At 64.8% G+C, this 24473-nt stretch carries 18 protein-coding genes; 6 read left to right on the top strand and 12 right to left on the bottom strand.

All coding sequences use genetic code 11. From position 1 onward, the window contains the following. Complete coding sequence (locus tag L1277_RS09970; RefSeq protein ID WP_253376225.1) at positions 1-1614, bottom strand: carboxyl transferase domain-containing protein; 1614 nt, start codon at positions 1612-1614, stop codon at positions 1-3. A 113-nt stretch (positions 1615-1727) separates the two neighbouring features. On the opposite strand from L1277_RS09970, the gene L1277_RS09965 reads away from it, so the two are divergent. Continuing rightward, the gene (locus L1277_RS09965) at positions 1728-2357 is read left to right on the top strand and encodes a TetR/AcrR family transcriptional regulator (protein ID WP_253376224.1); all 630 of its coding nucleotides are present in this window, start codon (positions 1728-1730) and stop codon (positions 2355-2357) included. Between the two features lie 10 nt (positions 2358-2367). On the opposite strand, the gene L1277_RS09960 is transcribed toward L1277_RS09965, so the two are convergent. From L1277_RS09960 to pdhA, 3 genes are all read right to left on the bottom strand, one after another. After that, entirely contained in the window at positions 2368-3861 is a 1494-nt protein-coding gene (locus tag L1277_RS09960) for a dihydrolipoamide acetyltransferase family protein (protein WP_253376223.1), read from the bottom strand. Beyond that, positions 3858-4862 (bottom strand): alpha-ketoacid dehydrogenase subunit beta, encoded by a 1005-nt coding sequence (locus L1277_RS09955; protein WP_374110210.1) that lies wholly within the window; start codon positions 4860-4862, stop codon positions 3858-3860. The genes L1277_RS09960 and L1277_RS09955 overlap by 4 nt, the downstream gene beginning before the upstream one ends. A gap of 92 nt (positions 4863-4954) precedes the next feature. Continuing rightward, a complete protein-coding gene (gene pdhA / locus L1277_RS09950; RefSeq protein WP_253376305.1) occupies positions 4955-6079 on the bottom strand; it encodes a pyruvate dehydrogenase (acetyl-transferring) E1 component subunit alpha in 1125 nt (374 codons plus the stop codon). Positions 6080-6300: 221 nt separating this feature from the next. On the opposite strand from pdhA, the gene L1277_RS09945 reads away from it, so the two are divergent. Continuing rightward, positions 6301-6771 (top strand): Lrp/AsnC family transcriptional regulator, encoded by a 471-nt coding sequence (locus L1277_RS09945; RefSeq protein ID WP_253376221.1) that lies wholly within the window; start codon positions 6301-6303, stop codon positions 6769-6771. A 768-nt stretch (positions 6772-7539) separates the two neighbouring features. Here L1277_RS09945 and L1277_RS09940 read toward each other — a convergent pair. Further along, a complete protein-coding gene (locus tag L1277_RS09940) occupies positions 7540-9846 on the bottom strand; it encodes a polyribonucleotide nucleotidyltransferase (protein WP_253376220.1) in 2307 nt (768 codons plus the stop codon). 442 nt (positions 9847-10288) lie between these two features. Here L1277_RS09940 and L1277_RS09935 point away from each other — a divergent pair, with 442 nt between their 5' ends. Next, positions 10289-14083: a DUF3376 domain-containing protein gene (locus L1277_RS09935; protein WP_253376219.1), complete on the top strand. Its 3795-nt coding sequence runs from the start codon at positions 10289-10291 to the stop codon at positions 14081-14083. Here the strand turns inward: L1277_RS09935 and L1277_RS09930 are convergent. The 3 genes from L1277_RS09930 to L1277_RS09920 form a co-directional block, all read right to left on the bottom strand. Next, positions 14080-14268, bottom strand: a complete 189-nt coding sequence (locus tag L1277_RS09930; RefSeq protein WP_253376218.1) for a hypothetical protein — start codon at positions 14266-14268, stop codon at positions 14080-14082. The two genes, L1277_RS09935 and L1277_RS09930, sit on opposite strands and share 4 nt — an antisense overlap. Before the next feature lie 99 nt (positions 14269-14367). Continuing rightward, the gene (locus tag L1277_RS09925; RefSeq protein WP_253376217.1) at positions 14368-14994 is read right to left on the bottom strand and encodes an FMN reductase; all 627 of its coding nucleotides are present in this window, start codon (positions 14992-14994) and stop codon (positions 14368-14370) included. Continuing rightward, positions 14994-16100, bottom strand: coding sequence for an LLM class flavin-dependent oxidoreductase (locus L1277_RS09920; protein ID WP_253376216.1), 1107 nt, complete (start codon positions 16098-16100; stop codon positions 14994-14996). The genes L1277_RS09925 and L1277_RS09920 overlap by 1 nt, the downstream gene beginning before the upstream one ends. 128 nt (positions 16101-16228) lie before the next feature. On the opposite strand from L1277_RS09920, the gene L1277_RS09915 reads away from it, so the two are divergent. Further along, on the top strand, positions 16229-17374 hold the full coding sequence (locus L1277_RS09915; RefSeq protein ID WP_253376215.1) for an acyltransferase family protein: 1146 nt from the start codon (positions 16229-16231) through the stop codon (positions 17372-17374). Positions 17375-17384: 10 nt separating this feature from the next. Here L1277_RS09915 and L1277_RS09910 read toward each other — a convergent pair whose 3' ends face one another. Together L1277_RS09910 and L1277_RS09905 are read right to left on the bottom strand one after the other, a co-directional pair. Next, on the bottom strand, positions 17385-17888 hold the full coding sequence (locus tag L1277_RS09910; RefSeq protein ID WP_253376214.1) for a VanZ family protein: 504 nt from the start codon (positions 17886-17888) through the stop codon (positions 17385-17387). Between the two features lie 87 nt (positions 17889-17975). Next, on the bottom strand, positions 17976-19472 hold the full coding sequence (locus L1277_RS09905; protein ID WP_253376213.1) for an amino acid permease: 1497 nt from the start codon (positions 19470-19472) through the stop codon (positions 17976-17978). A 130-nt stretch (positions 19473-19602) separates the two neighbouring features. Between L1277_RS09905 and L1277_RS09900 the strand changes: the two genes are divergently transcribed. Further along, positions 19603-21288, top strand: a complete 1686-nt coding sequence (locus tag L1277_RS09900; protein ID WP_253376212.1) for an alpha-glucosidase — start codon at positions 19603-19605, stop codon at positions 21286-21288. A 112-nt stretch (positions 21289-21400) separates the two neighbouring features. On the opposite strand, the gene rpsO is transcribed toward L1277_RS09900, so the two are convergent. Further along, positions 21401-21670, bottom strand: a complete 270-nt coding sequence (rpsO, locus tag L1277_RS09895; protein ID WP_108390576.1) for a 30S ribosomal protein S15 — start codon at positions 21668-21670, stop codon at positions 21401-21403. Positions 21671-21855: 185 nt separating this feature from the next. Between rpsO and L1277_RS09890 the strand changes: the two genes are divergently transcribed. Then, positions 21856-22512 carry a pyridoxal 5'-phosphate synthase gene (locus L1277_RS09890; RefSeq protein ID WP_253376211.1) on the top strand — a complete coding sequence of 219 codons (657 nt, stop codon included), beginning with the start codon at positions 21856-21858 and terminating at the stop codon, positions 22510-22512. Positions 22513-22539: 27 nt separating this feature from the next. On the opposite strand, the gene L1277_RS09885 is transcribed toward L1277_RS09890, so the two are convergent. Beyond that, positions 22540-24330, bottom strand: coding sequence for an HNH endonuclease signature motif containing protein (locus L1277_RS09885; protein ID WP_253376210.1), 1791 nt, complete (start codon positions 24328-24330; stop codon positions 22540-22542). Positions 24331-24473: the final 143 nt, after the last annotated feature.

Raw genomic sequence — 24473 nt, 5'->3', positions numbered from 1 at the left:
TCACATCCGGAACAGGCCGAAGTTCGGCTCGGGAAGGGGCCTGCGGGCGCAGACGTCGAGTGCAAGGCCGAGGACTCGACGGGTGTCGGCCGGGTCGATCACCCCGTCATCCCACAGTCGCGCCGTGGAGTAATACGGGCTGCCCTGTTCGTCGAACTGGCGGCGGATCGGCGCCTGGAACGCCGTTTCCTCGTCGGCCGACCAGTCGGTGCCTGCCGCGTCGTGCTGGTCGCGCTTGACGGTCGCGAGCACCCCGGCCGCCTGCGCGCCGCCCATCACCGAGATGCGGCTCGCCGGCCACATCCAGAGGAACCGCGGTGAGTAGGCCCGGCCGCACATTGAGTAGTTGCCTGCGCCAAACGAGCCACCGATAATGACCGTGAGTTTCGGCACCCGCGTCGTCGCCACCGCTGTCACCATTTTCGCGCCGTGCTTGGCGATGCCGCCGGCCTCGTAGTCGCGACCGACCATGAACCCGGCGATGTTCTGGAGGAAGATCAGCGGAATGCCGCGCTGGTCGCAGAGTTCGATGAAGTGCGCACCCTTCTGAGCACTCTCCGAAAACAACACACCGTTGTTGGCGATGATCCCCACCGAGTGGCCGTGCAGCCGGGCGAATCCGGTGACCAGGGTGGTGCCGAACTCCCTCTTGAACTCCGCGAACTCGCTGCCGTCGACGAGCCGCGCGATCACCTCGTGCACGTCGTACGGCGCCTGCACGTCGGCCGGCACGGCCCCGTACAGTTCCTCGATCGGGTACAGCGGGTCCCTACTGTCGATGCGATCCGGACTGGATGAAGGAGCGGATGCTTCGGGCAGCGTTGCGACAATATCCCGCACAATCTCGAGGGCGTGGGCGTCGTCCTCGGCGAGGTGGTCGACCACGCCGGAGGTTCTCGCGTGCAGCTCTCCCCCGCCGAGTTCCTCAGCCGTCACGATCTCGCCGATGGCCGCTTTCACGAGCGGCGGGCCACCGAGGAAGATCGTGCCCTGGTTGCGAACGATCACCGTTTCGTCGCTCATGGCCGGAACGTAGGCGCCGCCGGCCGTGCATGAACCGAGCACCGCCGAAATTTGCGGGATCTTGGCGGCCGAGAGCCGGGCCTGGTTGTAAAAGATGCGACCGAAGTGGTCGCGGTCGGGGAAGACCTCGTCCTGCAGGGGCAAAAACGCCCCGCCCGAGTCGACGAGGTAGATGCACGGCAGCCGGTTCTCGAACGCGATCTCCTGGGCGCGGAGGTGCTTCTTCACCGTCATCGGGTAGTAGGTGCCGCCCTTGACCGTGGCGTCGTTGGAGAGAACGAGCACGTGTCGGCCGTGCACGAGCCCAATCCCGGCGATGACCCCGGCGCCGGGGCTCTGGTCGTTGTACATTCCGGTGGCGGCGAGCGGGGCGATCTCGAGAAAAGGGCTACCCTCATCGAGCAGCGCGTCGATGCGCTCCCGGGGCAGCAGTTTGCCGCGGGAGACGTGTCGGGTGCGCGACGCCTCCGGCCCACCGAGCGCCGCGGCCGCGAGCCGCTGCCGGAGATCGGCCACGAGAGCGCGCTGCGCCGCATCGTTGGTCGCGAAGGTCTCGCTCGAGCGAGTCACGTCGGAGGTCAGTGTCTGCATGAACCTTCCTTGGTTCAGTCGGCTCACACCACTCGGTTATGAACCATTAACTGGCTCGAGGTTAGTATGTGTTAACCCGAATGTCCAGCATCGGTTCTCACGAAGGAAATGCCATGGCTCACGACGCGATCGTCGCCCCTCCTACGACAGTTCTGGCCGCCCCCGAGGAGCGCATCGGCCGCACCGAGGCGAAGGCTCGACGCCGCGAGGCGCTGCTCGAGGCTGCGGCTCGCCATTTTGCCGAGCGCGGGTTCAACGGCGTGTCCATCGAAGACCTCGGCGCCGCTGTCGGCATGAGCGGGCCGGCGGTCTACCGACACTTCGAGAGCAAGCACGCGCTCCTCGCGGCCGTGCTGGTTGGGGTCAGCCAGGGTCTCCTCGACGGCGGGACACTGGTGGTGTCGCGCGCGCCGGATGGCGAACTCGCGCTCCGGGCCCTGATCGAGTTCCACGTTCGCTTCGCGCTCGACAACGCCGACGTCATCCGGGTGCAGGACCGGGACCTTGACAGCTTGTCCGGCGACGAGCGCCACGCCGTCCGGGCACTGCAGCGTCGCTACGTCGAGCTGTGGGTCACGGTCCTCCAGCACCTCCACCCGACCGTCGACGTCGCCGAGCTTCGCATCAAGGCGCACGCCACCTTCGGGTTGATCAACTCGACACCGTACTCGGGACAGGGCGGTGTCGAGCGGGAGGCAGTGCGCCGCATCCTCGAGCAAATGGCGTTCGCCGGCCTGCGCTGAGCCGGCCCCCTCACACCATCGTCAGGACCATCGCGGGATTACTGAGGATGGTGCCGACATCCACGAGGAACCGTGACCCCTGCTCCCCATCGACGAGCCGGTGGTCGAACGACAGGCTCAGCGTCATCACCTCCCGAAGGGCAATCTCACCCGCGTACTGCCACGGCTGCCGACGCACCGCGCCCATCGCGAGGATCGCGGCCTCCCCCGGGTTCAGGATCGGTGTCCCGGCGTCGACGCCGAACACCCCGACGTTGGTGATGGTGAGTGTTCCCCCGGTCAGGCTCCGCGGACTCGTCGTTCCGGCCCGCGCGTTCTCAATGAGGTCATCGAGCGCATCGCGAAGCTCAGACAGGCTCAACGTGTCCGCATCCTTGATGTTCGGAACAATCAGCCCGCGCCCGGTCGCCGCCGCGATGCCCAGGTGAACGGCACCGAGCAGCACAATCTCCTGCGCCTGGTCGTCCCACCGCGAGTTCACTGCGGGTGTCCGCGCGGCAGCGAGAATCACGGCCTTCGCAACGAGGGTAAGAATCGACAGCCGCTTCCCGCGAAACTCCGCCGTCTCGCCCAGAGCACGCACGAGGTCCACCCCCGCGGTCACGTCGATCGTGAGGAACTCGGTCACGTGCGGCGCCGTGAACGCCGACCGCACCATGGCCTCGGCCGTCGCCTTTCGCACCCCACGAATCGGAACGCGCACATCCTGCCGCCGGCTCCCTCGTCCCCCCGATGCACGTTCTCCTCCCTGAACCGATGACAGGAGAGCGGATGCCTGCGGCCCCGTTTCACCAGCACGCTCAACGTCCTCGCGGGTGATGAGCCCGTTCTCGCCGGTGCCGAACACCGTCGCGAGGTCGATCCCCCGGTCGCGCGCGAACTTGCGTACCGGTGGGGTTGAGCGCGGCCGCTCGGCGTGTTCCCCCTCGGGAGCCACGTGTTCGGCCTCGCGAGCCCGAACCGCTCCCTCGTCTGCGTGCTGCCCCGCGTCGGGAGCCCGCTCCTCGTCGCGCCAGGTGCGCGCTCGTCGTTTCGGCCGCGCCCCACCGTCGACCCGGGGACCGTACCCCACGAGCACCGACTCTCGTTCGCCGAGACCCTGTGCATCCGACGGAGCCGACGGCGATTCGGAATCGTTCGCGTCGTCACTCACCGAGCCAGCTGCATCCGTTGTCATGGTGTTGGCAGCGCCACGCGCATCAGCATCGCCAGCGGCGTCGACGGGCTCGGGCGCTCCGCTCGTCGGCACGTCGTCGTCTCCACCGGGCACATCGAACGCCACAATCGGCTCACCGACGTTGACTGTCGCGCCTTCGTCGGCGAACAGCCGCGACACGGTTCCCGCGAACGGCGACGGTAACTCAACGAGCGCCTTGGCGGTCTCGACCTCGGCGATGACCTGGTTGAGCGCGACGGTGTCTCCGACGGCGACCCGCCAGGCGACGATCTCGCTTTCGGTCAGCCCCTCCCCGAGGTCGGGCAGAGCAAAATTCACGACGCTCATGCGCGTGCCTCCCATCCGGTGAGCGAGTTGCGGCGGCCGAGGACCCGGTCGACCGCGTCGAGGATGCGGTCGAGGTCGGGCAGGAACGCCTCCTCGAGCGCGGCGGGCGGATACGGCGTATCGAACCCGGTCACCCGCGCGGGCGCGGCCTCAAGCCAGTCGAAGCAGCGTTCCGTAATCGACGCGGCAATCTCCGCGCCCATTCCCCCGGACTGCGCGGCCTCGTGGGTGATCACGAGCCGACCCGTTTTGCGAACGGATGACTCGACCGTCGTGAAGTCCACGGGCGCGAGCGATCGCAGGTCGATGACCTCGATCGCCACGCCGTCGTCTGCCGCGGCGGCCGCCACGTCCAGGGCGGTGCGAACCAGCGGCCCGTAGGCAACCAGCGTCACATCTGACCCCGGCTGCAGCACCCGGGCCTCGCCAATTGGCAGCGCGTCGGCTCCGAGCTCGGTGTTCACCTCACCCTTCTGCCAGTACCGGCGCTTGGGCTCGAAGAAGAGCACCGGGTCGTCGGAGGCGATGGCCTGCTGGATCATCGTGTGCGCATCCTGCGGGTTCGAGCAGGACACCACCCGAAGCCCTGCGGTATGCGCGAAGTACGCCTCGGGCGACTCGGAGTGGTGCTCGACCGCGCCGATGCCCCCACCAAACGGCACCCGAATGGTGATCGGCATTGTCACAGCCCCGCGGGTGCGGTAGTGCAGTTTGGCGACCTGAGCCACGATCTGGTCGAATCCCGGGTAGATGAAGCCGTCGAACTGGATCTCGCAGACCGGGCGGTAGCCGCGAATTGCGAGCCCGACTGCCGTGCCGATGATCCCGGCCTCGGCGAGCGGGGCGTCAATGACCCGACGCGGGCCGAACTCCTCCTGCAGCTTGTCGGTGATGCGAAACACACCACCGAGTTTGCCGATGTCCTCACCGAGAAGCAGCACTTTGTCGTCACGGGCCAGGGAACGCCGAAGCCCGTCGTTGAGTGCGCCGGCGAGCGACATGGTTCTCGTGGCGGCGGGGACTGATGCCGGTGCTTCGTGAGATCCGGTCGCCATCGATCCTGCCGCTGGCACGGTCCCTGTGCTGAACGCGGTCACGATGCGCCTCCCCCTTCGGCCCCGTCTCCATGACCGTTCTCGAATGACGCAAGGTAGGCGGCGTACTGGCCCTTCTGCCGTTCGAGTCCGGAATGCGGCTCGGCATAGACATCGTCGAAGACTGACATCGGGTCGGGTTGGGGAATCGACAGGCAGCCCGCGCGGAGGTCGCGAGCGACAGCATCCGCTTTCCCTTCCACGCGTGAACGCAGCTCGTCTGACATCGCGCCGCGACTCTCCAGCAGTGCGGCCACGCGACTGATCGGGTCTTTGGCCCGCCACTCGTCGAGCTCACCGGTCGGGCGGTACCGGGTGGGATCGTCGCTCGTGGTGTGCGGACCCATGCGGTAGGTGACCGCTTCGATGAAGGTAGGTCCGCCGCCGCTGCGTGCCCGGTCGAGTGCAATGCGGGTGGCCGCCATCACGGCCAGGACATCATTGCCGTCGACGCGCATGCTCGGAATGCCGAAGCCGGGGGCTCGATCGGAGAGATGGCGTTTCGACTGGAGTCCGACCGGTTCGGAGATGGCCCACTGGTTGTTGGAGCAGAAAAACACGACGGGGGCCTGGAAGCTCGCCGCGAAGACCATCGCTTCGTTGACGTCACCCTGACTCGTGGCGCCGTCGCCAAAGTACGCCAGCGCAACGGAGTCTGTGCCGTCGAAGGAGGCACCGAGTGCGTAGCCGGTGGCGTGGAGGGTTTGCGCCCCGATGATCACGGCAGGGGTAGCCATTCCGACCTCGTAGGGGTTCCACCCGGCGGCCGCCGTGCCGCGCCACACGCGCATGAGGTCGGTGAAGGTGACCCCGCGACAGTAGGCGACGCCGTTCTCGCGGTAGCTGGAGAAGACGAAGTCGTCGGGCCGGAGGGTGCGGGCTGACCCGATCTGTGCGGCTTCCTGACCGTGAAGCGGCGGCCACAGCCCGAGCTCACCCTGTCGTTGGAGGGCCGTCGCCTCGGTGTCGATGCGGCGGACGACGACCATGTCTTCGTAGAGGTCCGCCAGTTGCTCGGTGGAAACGTCGTCGACCCACGGGTCGAAACCCGGGCTCGAAAGACGCTCGCCGGTGGGACTGATCAATTGCACAACGTCCTCGAGCTGGCTGAGGTGCACGGGGATGTCGTCGTGCGCCTCGTGAGTTCGTGTGCCTTCATGGGTGGTGGACACAGTTCACTTTCCTTCGTGTACTGAATCGCTGGATCGCAGCGCTCCAGCATCTGGCGCCGTTGCCAGATGTACTTGCGACCGTACGCTCGAGCCTCAAAGGGCACAACCATGCTGCTGTGAATTGCGCATATTGCTTGATTGGTTCGACTGGGGTGGTGCTAGTCTCGGGCACTATGCACAAGCTCGATCGCACGGACACCCGCCTTCTCCTCGCCCTGGCCGAGGAGCCGCGCTCGTCGATCGTCGCTCTCGCCGAGAAATTGGGACTCTCACGCAACACGGTGCAGGCCCGGCTGAGCGCGATCGACTCGACCGACGTGCTCGCCTCATTCGAGCGGCGGATCAACCCGGCGGCCATCGGCTACCCGCTGACGGCGTTCATTTCGGTGCACCTGCAGCAGCAGAAGCTCGCCGCAATCGTCGAGGAGCTGAAGACGATCCCCGAGATCATCCAGGCACATGGGCTCAGCGGGTCAAGCGACCTTCTGGTTCGCGTAGTCGCCACAGATGCGGATGACCTGTTTCGAGTGTCGAGCCTCATCCTGGCCTGCGATGGCGTTGACCGTGCGGAGACGTCTCTCGCGATGGGTGAGCTCATTCCGTTCCGGGCGGCTCCGCTTCTGGAGCGCACCCAGCGCGGGTAACTGTCTCCGCATCACGGCGGCCCCGAATGACCCGAATCAACCGAGCAACAACCGTTGCTCAGACACAATCGGCGACAACCCTCGCTACCGAGGGCTGCTCGGGCACGTGTGGTCACTCGCGCAATGCTCGGACAGTTAGGGGGGCTCCCAGAGCTCAGATGCCGCCGTTTCCGCCCGAGCACCAAGGCGGGCCACCCTTTGTGACGGAGCAACCCCGTCCCAGCGACCACTATCGCCCGAGCAGCACCCCGGTGAGCTCGAACGACCCTAACTGACCGAGCAACAACAGTTGCTCAGACACAATCGGCGACAAGCCCCCGCTTCCGAGGGCTGCTCGGGCACTTGTGGTCACTCGCGCATTGCTCCGGCAGTTGCGGCGGCTCCCAGAGCTCAGATGCCGCCGTTTCCGCCCGAGCACCAAGGCGAGCCACCCTTTGTGACGGAGCAACCCCGTCCCAGCGACCACTATCGCCCGAGCAGCACCCCGGTGAGCTCGAACGACCCGAATCGACCGAGCAACAACCGTTGCTCAGACACAATCGGTGACAAGCACGCGACCGAGGGCTGCTCGGGCAAGGTATGGTCGTATGCGCTTTCTTCTCTCGGTCCTGAGAAGCCACTCGCTCCCAGGCAGGAAGGGCAGTGCGCTTCGGCTGGTGCTGGCCGAAAGCGCGGCCGGTCACGGGGATCACCCCTTTCGCCAAGAAAAGCGGATGCCCCGCCTCGATTTCTCGAGGCGGGGCATCCGCTTAGAAGGAAGAAAGCTGTTTAGCCTTCAGCCGGCTGGTCCGTGTGGACGCGGGCGGCCGGAGCCGTCTCGCCACCCTCAGCGGGCTCGTCCGGGTGGACCCGCTCGGAGGGCTCTTCAGCGATGACCGGCTCAAGCGAGAGCTTTCCGCGGTCGTCGATCTTCGTGATCTGAACGAGGATCTTCTGGCCGACGCCAAGCACGTCTTCGACGTTCTCGACACGCTTGCCACCGGCGAGCTTGCGCACCTCAGAGATGTGCAGCAGGCCGTCCTTGCCCGGGAGCAGCGAGACGAACGCACCGAATGTGGCGATCTTCACGACGGTTCCGAGGAACTGCTCTCCAACCTCAGGGTTGGTCGGGTTGGCAATCGCGTTGACCTGGGCACGAGCCGCCTCGGCCGACGGTCCGTCAACAGCGCCGATGTACACGGTGCCGTCTTCTTCGATCGAGATGTCTGCGCCGGTCTCATCCTGGATGGCGTTGATCGTCTTGCCCTTGGGGCCGATCAACTCACCGATCTTGTCGACGGGGATGTTGACGCTGATCACGCGAGGCGCGGTCGGTGCCATTTCATCCGGAGCGTCGATCGCGGCGTTCAGGACGGAGAGGATCGTGGCACGAGCCTCCTTGGCCTGGGTCAGCGCGGCCTTGAGCACGGAGGCGGGGATGCCGTCGAGCTTGGTGTCGAGCTGGATCGCCGTGACGAACTCAGAAGTACCCGCAACCTTGAAGTCCATGTCGCCGAGTGCGTCTTCTGCACCCAGGATGTCGGTGAGGGCCGCGTAACGGGTCTGGCCGTCAACCTCGTCGGAGACGAGGCCCATGGCGATACCGGCAACCGGGGCGCGCAGCGGCACACCGGCGTTGAGCAGCGACAGGGTCGAAGCGCAAACAGAACCCATTGACGTCGAACCGTTGGAACCGAGAGCCTCGGAAACCTGGCGGATGGCGTAGGGGAACTCGTCGCGGCTCGGCAGAACCGGAACGAGGGCGCGCTCGGCCAGGAAGCCGTGCCCGATCTCGCGACGCTTCGGCGAACCGACGCGACCGGTCTCACCGGTGGAGTACGGCGGGAAGTTGTAGTGGTGCAGGTAGCGCTTCTTCGTGATCGGGCTCAGTGAGTCGATCTGCTGCTCCATCTTGAGCATGTTCAGCGTGGTGACACCCAGGATCTGGGTCTCGCCCCGCTGGAAGATTGCGGAACCGTGAACCCGAGGAATGACCTGCACCTCGGCGTCGAGCGGACGAATGTCGGCAAGGCCACGGCCGTCCATACGGACACCCTCGGTGAGGATGCGCGTGCGGACGATGTCCTTGGTGACCGACTTGTACGCGGCAGACACCTGGCTGTTCGTCTCGGCGGGCAGCTCGCCGGCCTCGACCTTGGCGGCGATGGCAGCCTTGACGCGGTCCTTGAGGGCGTCGTCAGCATCCTGGCGCTCGAGCTTGTCGGCGATCTGGTAGACCGACGTGAGCTCTTCGCGAGCGAGTTCGGATACAGCGGCGAGGGTCTCGTCGTTGTACGGCAGGAAGACCGGGTACTCGCGAACTTCCTTGGCCGACTGGGCAGCGAGCTCGCTCTGAGCCTTGACCAGCTGGAGGAGGAACGGCTTGGCGGCGTCGAGTCCCTCGGCGACGACCTCTTCGTTCGGCTTGCGAGCGCCGGCCTGGATGAGGCCCCATGCGCCTTCGGTGGCTTCTGCTTCAACCATCATGATGGCGATGTCTTCGTTGCCGTTCTCGTCGGTGACGAGGCGGCCAGCCACGGTGAGGTCGAACACAGCGTTTTCCAGCTGCGATGCCTTCGGGAATGCAACCCACTGGCCATCGATGAGCGCGAGGCGGATGCCGGCGATCGGACCCGAGAACGGAAGTCCCGAGATCTGGGTCGACATGGATGCCGCGTTGATGGCGAGAGCGTCGTAGAACTCGTCGGGAGCGATGCTCAGGACGGTGATGACGATCTGGACCTCGTTGCGCAGGCCGGTCACGAAGGACGGGCGAAGCGGACGGTCAATCAGGCGGCAGACGAGGATCGCCTCGGTCGACGGACGGCCTTCACGGCGGAAGAACGAACCGGGGATCTTGCCTGCAGCGTAGCTGCGCTCTTCAACGTCCACCGTGAGGGGGAAGAAGTCGAACTGGTCTTTGGGCTGCTTGCTCGCGCTCGTCGCCGAGAGCAGCATGGTTTCCTCGTCGAGGTAGGCAGCAATGGCACCCTGTGCCTGCTGTGCCAGTCGTCCCGCTTCGAAGCGGACAGTGCGCTTTCCGTACTTGCCGTTGTCGAGGACTGCCTCGGCGAACTTGATTTCTGGACCTTCCATAGGTCACTCCTTACGTTTAGCGCCGCCCCGTGTGGGCGCACGCTCTGCATAGGAGCAGGAACAGGCAGTAATTACTCAAACCATTCGGTCCGGCTGATCTCCAGTAGAAAATCGCTCTCGACGTCCCACCGATACACCGAAGGGAGAATTGTCGGGCACTCCGACGCGAGAGAAATTCACCACCGAGGACCAGCTTCCTGCCGGCCTGCTCCGTGATTCGACTCCGATATTGCTATCGGGCCATGACCAGCCTAGCAGAGGGCCCCTTTTTCGCGGCTGGCAATCTCCTCGTTGGCGTGTCTTTCTGGTGAACGGACGATGTATCAATGAACGGATGCTGTCGCGCACGTTCGCGAAACAGCGCACTCCCCTACCGCCCCGAGTGGCGGCGGGAGTACGGTGTCTCGCAACGAAGCCCGCAGTCCGGCGGGGAGGACAGCACATGACGATCGCGGATGATCCAGCAGCCTTCATCGCCCTCGCCCTCGGAACCGGCGAGCGCACTGAGCCCCGGAGCCTCACCGCCGCCGAGTTCGAGGCATTCACGCCGCGCCACTCGCGGGTGCTTCGAGCCGCACTCGCCATGCGCGGCGGGGTCAGCCTTGCGGTCTGGATCGGTGGAGCCGCAGCCGAAATGGATCTCTGGCGACGCATTCGCGTGTGCACCGACGCCGACGGACAGGTTTGGGCGGTGATTGTGCCGCCCTCTCCCGCCGACGCTTCTCGCCCCACCTGGCTGGACCGCGCGCACATCTACGCCCGGCTGCTCGATTCCCGCGGCTTTGACGCCATCGAGTTCGACGTGATGGCGGGGGCAAGCGCTGGCGGCCTCAACGCCGTCATGTTCGCCGTTGCGCAGCGCGCCGGCGCAGACGTCGACGCCCTCCTGCCGGTCTGGCGGGATGTCGGCAGCGCCTGGCGCCTGCTCCGGCCACCGGGGTTCCGCCGCGTCGATTCTGTCCTCCGCGGCGACGGCTACTTTTGGCCCGAACTCACACGCATCCTCCGCGGCCTCTACGGCCAATCCATCGAAACGGATGCCTCTGGCCACCCTCTCGACGCCCGCCCGGTCGCCAGCGCGGCCGCTTCTTCCCCCTCGCCTATTCACCCGTTCCACCGGGCACGACGCGTCACTGTCGATCTTTCCGCGACGCTCGTCGACAGCGAAGACGCGAGTGAGCGCGGCACTCAGGAAGGCAAGGGACACTTCCACTTCGTGGGCAACGACGACGGCACGGCGTCCGAGTACGGTCGGGGCATTCCCTCGGGCGCCGCCGCCGTTCCCGACTCCGACCTGGCCCGACTCGCCTACGCGGCTCGAACCACATCGTCATTTCCCGGTGCGTTTGAACCGGCATTGATCTTCTCGAAGACCACCCGGGTTCCGCTGACCGGGCCTCTCGCCGCCGACGCCGAAAGCGTCGATATGACATTCGCCTTCCACGCGCATCGCATCGACTGGTCGCATCCGTTTCGAGTGGTTGACGGTGGCGTCCTCGACAACGTGCCCATCGATCGAGCGTTCCGCGCCATCCGCGGCATGGCGTCAACGGTGAACGCCACCCGCGCGCTGCTCTATCTCGACCCGAGCCCGCCCGTGCAGCCGCTCGCCTCGGTCCGTCCGACGCAGTACGGTCGCGCCGATGCTGACTCGGTCTTCGCGAGGCCGCACCGGGTACTCGACCGGCTGGCCGACCGACAGTCCCAATTTCTGGCAGCCATCCAGGCTGGGCGCGGCAAACGCGGCATCAGCGAGTCCGGCCCGGAGGAAGAAGACGAGGTCGAGCGGTTCCGGCTGGCGCTCAAGCAGGCGCAGGGCCGGAGCGAGTCTCTCGCTGTCTTCTCTGAGGCAGCCATCGACGACTACGGAACCGACGCGGCCCAGCGTGCCTACGTCCGATTCCGATCGGCCGCCGATCTGCAGCGGCTCTCCCTCGTGCTCGCGAACCCGTCGCTCTGGCAATTGGGAACCAACCTCCCCACCCGCTCCGCCTGGCGGGCCCGGTCGGCTGAGGAACGCAGCGGGTTCGATGTCCTCTTCGATGCGGTGTACGACAGCATGTCGCTGGCGCCCATCGGCTCAGAGTTTGTCCGCGCCGTGGTCCTCGGTCCGCAGGCGCTGATTGACGCCACGCTCTCGCTCCTCAACTGGGTCCGCGCCCTCGAGAACGTCACCGACCCTGGCGGTGAGGTCGCCGATGTGCGCATGCGGGTCTATCGAATCCTTGCGGATGCGACCGACGCGCGCGACCTGTGCCTGCGGGCGGTACTCGACGACGCCGACCGAACCGGAGCACCGACGCCGGCCCAGCTCGCCGACACCGTCCTCACGGCATGGATCCGGGAAAGCGCAGCGGCCACCGATGCGGTCGCCCATCAGTGGCGCGTTCTCGATGAGTGCCTCGCCGTCCTGCGTGCGGCGGCTCCCGGTTCCTCAAGAGCCGCTGCCTTGCCCACAGCCACTGACGTCCCGACGGCCCCAGACGGGCGGACGTCGTCCGGCTCCCCCACATCCTCCGGCTCCCCCACATCCCCCAAGTCCTCCGCTCCCCTCGATCGCGCGGCCCGGGATGATCCGTCAGAGTCGGCGAGCGCCTGGGCACAGGTCCCGTGGTCAGGAATTCCGAGCCGGCGTCCCGACTTCGCTGCGGCCGACCTCGCTCCGTTCCTGGCCGCCATCGGCATCCCCGAACCGATGTCGGCGCTGACGTTCTGGCGCATCACCGGAGATGAACCCGCAGCGCACCCCGCCGAGTACACGACGCTGCTCGAGCGGAAGAGACGAACGGCGACGCGCGTCGCCCTCGCTCAGGCGTCCAGCGACATCGACGACGACGTGCTCACGCGACTCTTCGGCACCGGTCTCACCTCACTGAACAAGCTCGCGGGCACAACCGCGTTCAGCTTCGGCGGGTTCCTGTCCCGGCAGTGGCGGATCAACGACTGGTGGTGGGGCCGCCTCGACGCGGCCGCCGGGATGACCCGGTTCCTCTCCTCATATCCCGCGCGTCGTCCCGTACCCGGTGAGCACACGGTCCTGCCGCCCGCCTCAGCACTCGCAGACGCTGTCCAGGCGAATGTGCTCGACGACGCGGCGCACAGCATCGACAGCCCATTCCGGTTACCACCGACCGACCCCGGTTCCGCCCCCGACATTCGAGCGGCGTTCAGCCTGGGCGGCAACTCCCTCACCGACCTGTCGCCGCGCTACCTCCTCGCGATCGCGTCACGAAGCATGCGTGTGGCGTCCCGTGCCCTGTCCGGGTCCGTGTCCACCTCGCTCCGGCTCCTGCTTGCACTGGTGCGGCCGATTCTCGTTTTCCTGCCGCTCGCCGCCACGCCGATCCGCGCCGCCATCGCCGCCACCGTGCTGGGCGCGACCATCACGATCGCCGCGTCATCGGCGCGGGTGGCCGTGAACCGGCCAGACGCCTGGACGCTCGCGCCGGGCTTGATGGTGCTGGCCGCGATCCTGATCGCGCTGATTTCAGGGGTTGTGGTCGCCGCGCGGCGCTGGCGCCGTCTGCTTCACCTGCTCCAAGCCTCCACCACGGAGTGGTCAGACGGGGCGCTACATTCCGCCACCGCGCTCTCGCGCAGTGCCCTCGGGCAAGCCGCACTTGGCACTGTGGCTGCCACCGCGACCGTGGGAATCGCCGTCTGGCCGCTGTTTCGCGACGGGCTCAGCGTGTCGTTCTGGATCCTCGCGATCTCCGGCGCGATCATCGCAGCACTGGCTCGACGCTGGGCGCAGGCACCCAGCGGCGTCAGCCACCCTGTCCTTGCCTTCGGGGCCGGAACCCTGGCATACGCCGGTTGGGTCGCGATCGTGCTCCTGCTTCCCGGGCTCGTCGCAGCGCTTCCCGTGAACGACACCGGTGAAGCGTTAGAAAACCTCTCGGTGACCGACGGCGTACTGGCCCTCACAGTCACCGGTGCCGCGCTCGTCCTGGCGCTGTTGTTAACGGTTGGCTGGTTGCCGATTCGAGCCTCCCAGCCGCGAACCTGGCTGCTCAACGCCGCAACCGTCTCGGTGGCCTCGGCGGCCGGCGCCGGTGGAGTCGTGCTCATTTCCCAACTGTTGCGCGGAACGGAGTTCGCCTCGCTCAACATCGCCACCACCGTCATTCTCACCATTGCGGTGTGGGGCTCTCTCCTGTGGTGGCTCCCCGAAATACCGGAAGGGCGTTTGCCCGGCTGGCAGTCAGCCGAAATTCCGGACACCCTGCGGGATTAATCGCGGGTTCGCGCCCACCAGATTCCCACGACGACGAGAAGCACGACGGCGACAAGCGCGACCAGGGCGAACTTGATGGCCACCGCGAGGAAGGTCAGCGCAATATTCACGATCCATGACGCGACGACGACGGCCAGGATGACAACGACGATGCCGATCAGGAGGTTCTTGGTACTGGTCTTCATACGTTCAGTTGACCACAGCGACCACCGGAACAACGAAACGAGCGCGCCCGCTTTCTCGAAAGGAAGCGAACGCGCTCGACGTTGATGACACCGGCAGGGTTAGCTCGGCTGGAAACCGCCGACCGGGCTCAGGGACGCGTCGAAGCCGAAGGGGTCGCGAACTTGGCTCGACCGGTCAGATGCGGCGATGAGGGGAACCAGCTCACCGGCAGCGCGGTCGATCCGGTCAGGCAGTGTCTTAATCTTGTCTGCACCACTGCCCCAGTCCTCTGAGGCTGCGAAGACACTCGTCGGCACAACGACCGCGTGGAGGTAGGTGAACATCGGCCGGAGCGCGTAGTCCAGGGCGAGCGAGTGCCGGGCGGTTCCTGCTGTCGCGCCGATGAGCACCGGCATATCGGTCAGCGACCGGTTGTCGAGCACATCGAAGAACGACTTGAACAGGCCACTGTAGCTCGTCGTGAAGATGGGCGTCACGGCAATGAGTCCATCGGCTCCGGTCACGGCGTCGATCACCGCCTCCAGCTTCGGACTGGCGAAACCGGTCAGCATGTTGTTCATGATGTCCGACGCCACGTCGCGGAGCTCGACCGTGGTGACCTCAACCTCAACGCCCTGCTCCGTCAACCGGGCGACGGTCGCGTCGGCCAGTCGGTCGGCGAGCATCCTGGTCGACGACGGCTGGCTCAGTCCAGCCGAGACAACGGCAAGTTTCCGAGCGGCCATTACTTCACCTCTGATTCGACGAGTGCGGGTGCGGCGTCGGCAACGGCACGAAGCGACGCGTGAGTGGGAGCATCCGGGATATCGGTCGGACGGTTTGCGGCGAACTCGCGGCGGAGCACCGGTACAACTTCTTCGCCGAGCAGGTCGAGCTGCTCGAGCACCGTCTTGAGTGGGAGTCCGGCGTGGTCCATCAGGAACAGCTGGCGCTGGTAGTCGCCGACATAGTCGCGGAAGCCCAGCGTCTTGTCGATGACTTCCTGGGGGCTGCCGACGGTCAATGGGGTTTGCGAGGTGAAGTCCTCGAGGCTCGGGCCGTGGCCGTACACCGGAGCGTTGTCGAAGTACGGGCGGAACTCGCGAACGGCGTCCTGCGAGTTCTTGCGCATGAAGACCTGTCCGCCGAGTCCGACGATGGCCTGGTCGGCGCGACCGTGTCCGTAGTGCTCGAAGCGCTGGCGGTAGAAAGCGACCATCTTTGCGGTGTGCGAGGCGGGCCAGAAGATGTGGTTGGAGAAGAACCCATCGCCGTAGAAGGCAGCCTGCTCCGCAATTTCGGGAGAGCGGATCGAGCCGTGCCAGACAAAGGGGGGGACGCCATCGAGCGGGCGCGGCGTGGAGGTGAATCCCTGCAGAGGCGTGCGGAACTGGCCTTCCCAGTCCACGACGTCCTCGCGCCACAGCCGACGCAACAGCGCGTACTTTTCGAGGGCCAGCGGGATGCCCTGGCGGATGTCCTCACCGAACCAGGGGTACACCGGGCCGGTGTTGCCGCGGCCGAGGGTGAGGTCCATGCGACCACCGGAGAGGTGCTGCAGCATGGCGTATTCCTCGGCAATACGCACGGGGTCGTTGGTGGTGATCAGCGTGGTCGCTGTCGAGAGGATGATCTTGTCGGTCTTGGCGGCGAGGTAGCTGTTGATGGCCACCGGGCTCGAAGGGAAAAACGGCGGGTTGTGGTGCTCGCCCATGGCGAAGACGTCGAGACCGACCGTTTCGGCGTGCTGGGCGATGGTCAGGATGTCCTGCAGGCGCGATGCGTCGGTAGGCGTCTGTCCCGTGGTGGGATCGGTGGTGATATCACCAACACTGAAGATTCCGAACTGCATGGTTTCCTTCTCACAAGTCTGAAATATCTATTCGTATGAATGGATATCAAGTGTAACGGGACGTATCCGTCATCTATTCCCGCTGATCAATGTTCCTTCAGTTGGGCGCTCCGCCCTAGTCTGGGAGCGTGACAGCAGCAACCGGCAGCACTCCGAAACCACGCGTCCCATTCTGGGACAACGCCCGTTTCGCCTGCATCGTTCTCGTTGTCATGGGTCACGGCATTCAACGCATTACGTATGACTCGGATGCTGCGCTGACCGTTTATCTCCTGATCTATACGTTCCATATGCCCGCATTTGCGATTGTCAGTGGGTACTTCACGAAAAGTGGGCCGCCCAACATCCGTCAAATGAAACGGGTGATCACGGACATCCTGCTTCCGTACCTCATCATGGAAACGATCTGGACGCTGGTTCAGTTCCTCGTCGAAGGCAAACGCGAGCTCAACCCCACCCAGCCCTCGTGGACACTTTGGTTCCTGCTTGCGCTCGGCATCTTCCGCCTGGTCCTTCCGTACCTCGCGCTGCTGCGCTGGCCTCTGGCCTGGGCGCTCGTCATCTCGGTGGGGGTGGGCTACTTCGACAACGTGGACAGCACGTTCTCGCTTGCCCGCACGCTCGGTATTCTGCCGTTCTTCGTGCTGGGCTGGCAACTGCACCGATGGAAGCTCGTCGAGCGGTGGCGGGTCGTTGACCGGCAGACCTGGCTGATCCGTGGCATCGCTCTCGCGTTGTTCGGCCTCTGGCTCACCGTGCTCATTGCTTTCATCGACCTCTGGCGGCGCATCGACCTGCGCTACTGGTTCTTCTACGACGACTCCTATGCCGGGCTTGGTGAAGACCAGTGGTTTGCCGGCGGAGTGCGCCTGGCCCTGATTGTGCTTGCCGCGCTGATGAGCGCGGCGTTCTTCGTGCTGCTCCCCCGCCGGGAGACGTGGATGACGCAGTTCGGCAGGTACACGATGTACGTGTACTTGCTGCACAGTTTTGTGCTCTACCCATTACGCGAGAGCGGAGTGCTTCGGCACGAGACGCTGCCGGACGTATGGCTCGTGGCGATGCTAGTCTTTGCGGTGGTGATCTCGGTGGTGCTCGCGAGCTCTCCGGTTCGGCGCCTGTTCCGTCCGCTCATCGAACCCAAGCCGAAGTGGATCTTCGCCGACCACCGTGACGCGGCGCCGGGAGAATCTCGACGGGATCCAACGGGTGCCGAACGCAATCGAGATCCGCACCGCCAGCGACCGGCAGCCCCACCCCGCAGGCCGGAATGAGGTCCGCGTGCTAGCGCGTGGAGTCTGCCAGTGACCGCGACCGCGCGGCACGGGCGGCACGGGCGGCCTGGGCGTCCCTCGCCGCCTTCTCCCGCTTGATCTCACGCGCCTTCCGCGCGGTGAGAATGAGCCCGGCCAGCACACCGACGATGGCACCGACGCTGTTCGCCACGAGGTCCCGAGGGTCGGAGACTCGACCGGGAATAAAGATCTGTGCGGTCTCGATCGCCAGGGTGATGCCGCAGCCGAGAGCCATGGCAAGCCACCACAGCCGACGACCGAACAGGAGCACAAGGAACAAGCCGATCGGGAAGAACATGGCAACGTTCGCGCCGAATTCGAGCGTGTTGTAATTGATCCAGGCGGTGGCGTCGTGGCGCTGCAACACCCGCAGCACTGTGAAGATCAGTCCGCTGTTGCTCTCGTCGAACGGCTGCGGGCCGAGGGTCACCCAGCCGACAAAGGCCAGATATAGCCCGGTCAACAGGCCGAGGATCGGATGACGATGAAGCATCCGTTTATTGTGACCTACTTTGCTGGTGACGGCATCCCTCAACGCCCTCTCAAACTGTGGAGTTGCCGCACATCCCCTGCGCGCCCGCTAGGGGGTTCGAGTGAGTCGCTCGGTCGCCTCCTGCTTGCCGAGCACCGAATTGCGGCGGCCGTATGCGAAGTAAATGACGAGGCCGACCACCAGCCAAATAGCAAAGCGCACCCAGGTCAGGGTGGTCAGGTTGAGCATGAGCCAGAGGCACAACACAGCCGAGAGGATCGGGAGGAACGGCGACAGCGGCACCCGGAACGCCCGCGGCAGGTCGGGGCGCTTCTTACGCAGCACGACGACGGCGATACTCACGAGCACGAAGGCGCTGAGCGTTCCGATGTTGATCATTTCCTCGAGAATTCCGACGTCGGTCAGGCCCGCGAGGAGCGCCACCAGCACACCCGAGATGATCTGGACGCGAACCGGGGTCCTCCGCTTCTCGCTCGTGACGCTCAGCCACCTCGGTAGCAGTCCGTCGCGGCTCATGGCGAAGAGAACCCGGGCGAGCCCGAGCAGGAGCACCATGATGACGGTGGTCAGCCCGGCGAGGATACCGACAGAGATCACCTGCGCGGCCCAGTCGGCGCCAACGGCCACGAACGCCGTCGCGAGCGACGGGTCCTCCGCTTCGGCGAGGGTGGTGTACGGAACCATTCCGGTCAGCACCAGACTGACTCCGATGTAAAGAATCGTGACGATGGCGAGGCCACCGAAGATGCCGCGCGGCAGGTTCTTCTGTGGGTCGCGGACCTCCTCGGCACTCGTCGCGACAACATCGAATCCGATGAAAGCGAAGAACACGAGGCTGGCACCGGCAAGAAGACCAAACACCCCATACTGGGCTGGCGCAGCTCCGGTCATGAAGGAGAACAGTGACTGGGTCCACGCGTCCTCCGACCCACCCTCGGTCGGAACCGACTCCGGAATGAACGGTGAGTAGTTCGCGGGCTGGATGAAGAAGGCGCCGACGACGATGACGAAGAGGACGATGGCCACCTTGATGATGGTGAACACCGCGCCGACGCGAGCGGAGAGTTGGGTGCCGAGCACGAGGAGCGTGGTGAAGACCGCAACGATGAGGAACGGACCCCAACTGACCTGGACACCGCCGAGGTTGAGCGTGTCGGGAAGGCTCCAGTTCCAGAGGTCGAAGACAAGCGAGAGGTAGATGCCCCAATACTTGGCGATGACCGCGGCTGCGGTGAGCATTTCGAGGATCAGGTCCCAGCCGATGATCCAGGCCAGCAACTCTCCCAGCGTGGCGTAGGTGAAGGTGTATGCCGACCCGGCGACCGGCACGGCGGAGGCGAACTCGGCGTAACACATGATGGCGAGCGCGCAGGTGATCGCCGCGAGGAGAAACGAGAGGCTCACCGATGGCCCGGCGTACTGGCCGGCCGCGCGGGCGCCAACCGAGAAGATGCCCGCGCCGACCGCGACAGCAACGCCCATGACCATGAGGTCCCAGGTGCCGAGTGTGCGTTTGAGGCTGCGGTGCTCGAGGTGCGAATCCGCGAGGGAATCCTCAATACTTTTTGTGCGCCAGAGGCTCATGGTGACTTCCCCGATCTGTGCCCCAAACGGGGCACCTACTGAGAATGCCAGACATCGCGTTCTGCGTCGAGACAATCTGCCCCACGCAAGCCCGTGTCGTCAGGAGAGGAGGAATGAGAGGATCGGCGCCATGACGGACATTGTGACAACTCGAATCGACCCTGACCACCGCACCGAGCCGTGGTGGACACGGGCCGTGGTCTACCAGATTTACCCGCGAAGCTTCGCCGATTCCGACGGGAATGGTATCGGTGACCTGAATGGCATCCGTTCGAAGCTCGACTACCTGGCCGAGCTGGGCGTCGATGTGCTGTGGCTGTCGCCGGTCTACCCGTCGCCGCAACACGACAACGGCTACGATATCCGCGACTATGAGGACATCGATCCGGTGTTCGGCTCGCTGCGCGACTTTGATGAGTTGGTGACGGAAGCCCGCGACCGTGGCATCCGCATTGTCATGGATCTTGTCGTGAATCACACGAGTGATGAACACGAGTGGTTTCGCGAGTCGCGGTCATCGATCGATAACCCGAAGCGGGACTGGTATTGGTGGCGGCCACCGAATGAGGACGGCGGTGCCCCGAACGGCTGGACCAGTGCGTTTTCAGGGCCGGCGTGGACTCTCGACGAGGCGACGGGCGAGTATTACCTGCACTTGTTCGCCACTCAGCAGCCCGACCTGAACTGGGAAAACCCGGACGTGAGGCACGCCGTTTACGCGATGATGCGGCGTTGGCTTGACCGCGGTGTTGCCGGGTTCCGGATGGACGTCATCAACCTCATCGCGAAGCGCGTGGAACTCATCGACGGGCCAGAGCGCGGCTCGGGCGGCGGCTTTGTGATGGGGCCACAGATTCACGACTATCTCAAAGAGATGCACCGGGAAGTGTTCGAGGGGCGCGAGGGAACCTACCTGACCGTTGGCGAGATGCCCGGAGTCAGTATCGACGACGCCGCATTGTTCACCGACCCGACGCAGGGCGAGGTGGACATGGTATTCCAGTTCGAGCACGTGTCGCTGGACCAGGGCGCGCACAAGTTTGAGCCGATTCCACTCGACCTCGTCGCGCTCAAGACAAATCTTGCTCGGTGGCAGGTTGGCCTTGCTGAGACCGGGTGGAACAGCCTCTACCTCAACAATCACGATCAGCCGCGGCTGGTGTCGCGGTTCGGTAACGACCGGGAGTACCGCTACGAGTCGGCAACGCTGTGGGCGCTCGTGCTTCATCTGCACCGTGGAACGCCATACATCTATCAGGGTGAAGAGATCGGAATGACCAATGTGCGTTTCGAGTCGATCGAGCATTACCGCGATATCGAATCGCTCAATCACTATCGGGAAGCGGTCGAGGAGTTCGACCAGGCGCCGTCAAGCGTGTTGAGCGCCGTCCACGCGATGGGTCGGGACAACGCTCGAACCCCCATGCAGTGGAACGCGGACGAGCAGGCGGGATTCACCACCGGGACACCGTGGATCGCGGTGAACCCGAATGCCGTAGAGATCAACGTCGAAGCGGATCGGGCCAGTGGAAGAAGCGTGTTCGGGTTCTATCAGCGGCTGATCGAGTTGCGTCACAGCAACGACACCGTGGCGTTCGGAAATTTCGAATTGCTTGAACCGTCTCATCCCACGCTGTACGCGTTCACCAGGACGTCGGAGCCTGAACGGTTGCTTGTCGTGGCAAATGCCTCAGACGAACCACTCAGCACGGAACTGCCCATGGACGTCGGTTCGGCTGAACTGCTTCTCAGCAACTACCCCGTGAATGGTGACGCACCGCTTCACCCCTGGGAGGCACGCCTGTACCGCCTCTAGGCCAGCACAAAAAATGGGCCGTTCACCCGAAAGGTGAACGGCCCATTGTTTAAGAAGATCGCGTTGTCATCGTCCTGATCAGATCAGGAGCCGACGCGGTTCTCGACTGAGATTAGCGACGCAGTCCGAGACGCTCGATGAGCGAGCGGTAACGGTTAATGTCGACATCAGCGAGGTAACCGAGCAGGCGGCGACGCTGGCCAACCAACAGAAGCAGGCCACGACGTGAGTGGTGGTCGTGCTTGTGCTCTTTGAGGTGCTCAGTGAGATCCTTGATCCGCTGAGTCATCACAGCGACCTGGACCTCGGGGGATCCGGTGTCACCGGGGTGGGTTGCGTACTCTTCGATGATCGCCTTCTTGGCTTCGCCTTCAAGTGCCATAGGTTGATCCCCTTTTCTCTCGTTGCGCGGTGCCCGTCACAGAATGTGTGGGCTCTCTTTATCCGCGGCCGTTTGACGGCAACCTCAAGAGTTTAGCAGGTTTCACGCCCGCCATCGGCGCTAGTGTAAACGCACCCGGCACGAACGGCTGTGAAGGCCAGCGTGCCACCGTCGAAAGGGATGCCATGGCCTCGTCTCTCAGGGATATCCTGCGACCGCTCCCCTCATTTCCCGATGAGCTTCCGACTTTCGATGTGAACGCGGCACCCGATGATCCGGTGGCTCTGTTCGTTGACTGGCTCACGGAGGCCATCGACGCCTCGGTACTCGCACCGCACGCGATGACTCTGTCGACCAGTGAGCCGGACGGGAAAGTGACGGCGCGAATGCTGGTGCTCAAGGACATCGATGACCGGGGCTGGGTCTTTGCATCACGCGACGATGGGGCGAAAGCCCGAGATCTCGGTGCAAACCCCTTTGCCGCGCTCACCTTCTTCTGGCCTCAGATGGGCAGGCAGGTTCGCGTGACGGGCGCGGTGCGGAAGCGGCCGCGCACCGAGGGCGAAGCAGACTTTCTGGCACGATCTGAAGGTTCAAGGGTGTCGGCGTTTGTCGGGCATCAAAGCGAACCACTCGAATCGCTGGAGATGTACGACGAGGCATACGCGGTGGCGGCGGCGCGTGTCGCCGAGGACCCTTCGCTCGTCACCCGCACCTGGAACACCTGGTCGGTTGCCGCCGATGAGGTGGAATTCTGGCAGGCCTCACGCGACCGTGGGCACATTCGCCTCAAGTATCGACACCATGGTCACTCCTGGGAGCACGGTCTCCTGTGGCCGTGAGCGCACACACCCTCGAAACGAATCACCCTAGAACGGAGCGGCGCCGGATCCGTTCGGCTCACCGGCTAGTTGCGGGGGCCATACCGGCAGAACAGCGTCCGGAGCGGTGACGTACTTGCGTTTCAAGGGCGATGTCCACTCGAGGAACCCATTTCCAGTCTGCTTCACCGACCATGCCGTCTGGTGCTTGAGCCGGTGGTGTGGCGGACACAGACTGGCGAGATTGGCGTAGTCGGACCTGCCGGAGAATTGCCAGTCGACCGTGTGGTCGATGTCGCATTCCGAGGCGGCCCGGTTGCAGCCGTAGCCGCGGCATGTGCCGTCCCTGAGCTCGAGTGCGAGCCGGAGATCCTTCGGGATTTTGTACTTGTCCCGACCAAGCGACAGCGGCACTCCCGTTTCGGGATGCACCAGCAGCCGCATGAACGACGTCGCCTCACCGGCAAGTTGTCGCGCGGTCTCTGGATCGATGGGCCCGTATCCCTCAAGCTCCGCAGGCTCTTCGCTCACTCCCATCAGCGTCAAGACGGGGACGGTGACAATAACGGTTGGGCGAATGCCTCGAAGCGGCCCATTGCGTCGCTGGTCCGAACGGTCGCGTGAGCCGTGCGCGGCCGCCGTCGGGCCGCTGGCGCCAACCTCCACCACATCGTCGACGCTCGTGGCGAGTTCTGTGCCCACAGAGTCCGACCGCTCACACTCGGCACATGCAGCTGAACCAGAAACGGAGCCGGTTTCGTCCTGTGGCGCGGGGCAACCGCACTCGAGTCGAGGAGCGGCACCACGTGGCAGCTTGTGCTGCACGCTCTCCAACAGGTGATCCACCGCCACGTCGAGGCTGAGCTGCGTGAGGGTTCGAGGCTCATCGTCACGCTGGAGCGTCATCGCTTCCGCTCTCACCGAGTTGTAGATGGCCATCGCTGTTGCGGCCGGCTGATAGAGGTTGATCCACGCCATGCCGTCGAGATCGGCTTGGAACTCCATCCGACGCTTCTCAAACGCCGATCGCTTGCGACTCGTGATCGATTCGGGATGAGTGCGCTCCCGAAGCTTCCGGGCCCTGGCACTGAACTTCGCAGCCGTCAGTGACTTCGCTGCCGGCAGAACCTTGTGCTCGAAATCCGCTCGGGCGTCGACCGGCAGCGTTGTTACCTGGTCAACCATCGCCTGAGCGTGTCGATACGAAATCTCTCCGGCGGCGAGCGCATCCATCGTCGCAGGCAGCTGCTGCGCGAGCGTTTCGCTGTCGGCAATGAGTGAGGATGCCGTGCTCTCCGGGATGCGCAGCGCACTGGCCAGCTCCCAGGTGAAAGACCGCCGTGCAAGATCTTGCACCTCGGCATCGGTGTGTGGGGGTCCGAGCACCACGACCGACCGCGCCGTGACCTCGCTCCAGGCTCGAGCCTGATCGATCAGCAGCGCCCGAGTCGCGTGCGCCCGTGCAATCAGCTCGTTGACGGTGACAATGCCGTCGACCAAAGCAGAAAGTGCATCCGCGTTGAGTGCGCCTTGCGACGAGACCTCCGGGTCGGGCGACTCGTCGTCCGGTTCCGAATCGGGCGGCCCACCCCGCAAGATTTCTTCGTCGCTCATCTCGATGAACTCGGTGTCCTGCGGACGCGTGTCGATCACATAGACGTCGCCGCAGAACGGGTCGTCTTCGAGCGACACGTCGGGAAACGGCTCACCATGCAGCGCATCATCAGTCGGGAGCTCATCGGGCCTCAACCAATAGGGCGGTACTCCACCAGGGATCAACTCATGCGCTGGTCGCCAGTCGGGAGGTTGGAGGTCAGGTACATCATCGTCATCCTTCATGGCTCAAGTACATACCCTGCCACCGACATTACTTCGATTCACGGCATTGCAATGCTCGCATACAATCGAAGCTATCTTCGACTCGCCCACCCGGAACTCCGCCCGCACGAACAGAGGTTTCCCACGATCGCCGGTTCTTCCGC

The sequence above is a fragment of the Okibacterium sp. HSC-33S16 genome (assembly GCF_024171565.1).
Classification (GTDB): Bacteria; Actinomycetota; Actinomycetes; order Actinomycetales; family Microbacteriaceae; genus Mycetocola_A.
This window is presented reverse-complemented; position numbering and strand designations above follow the sequence as displayed.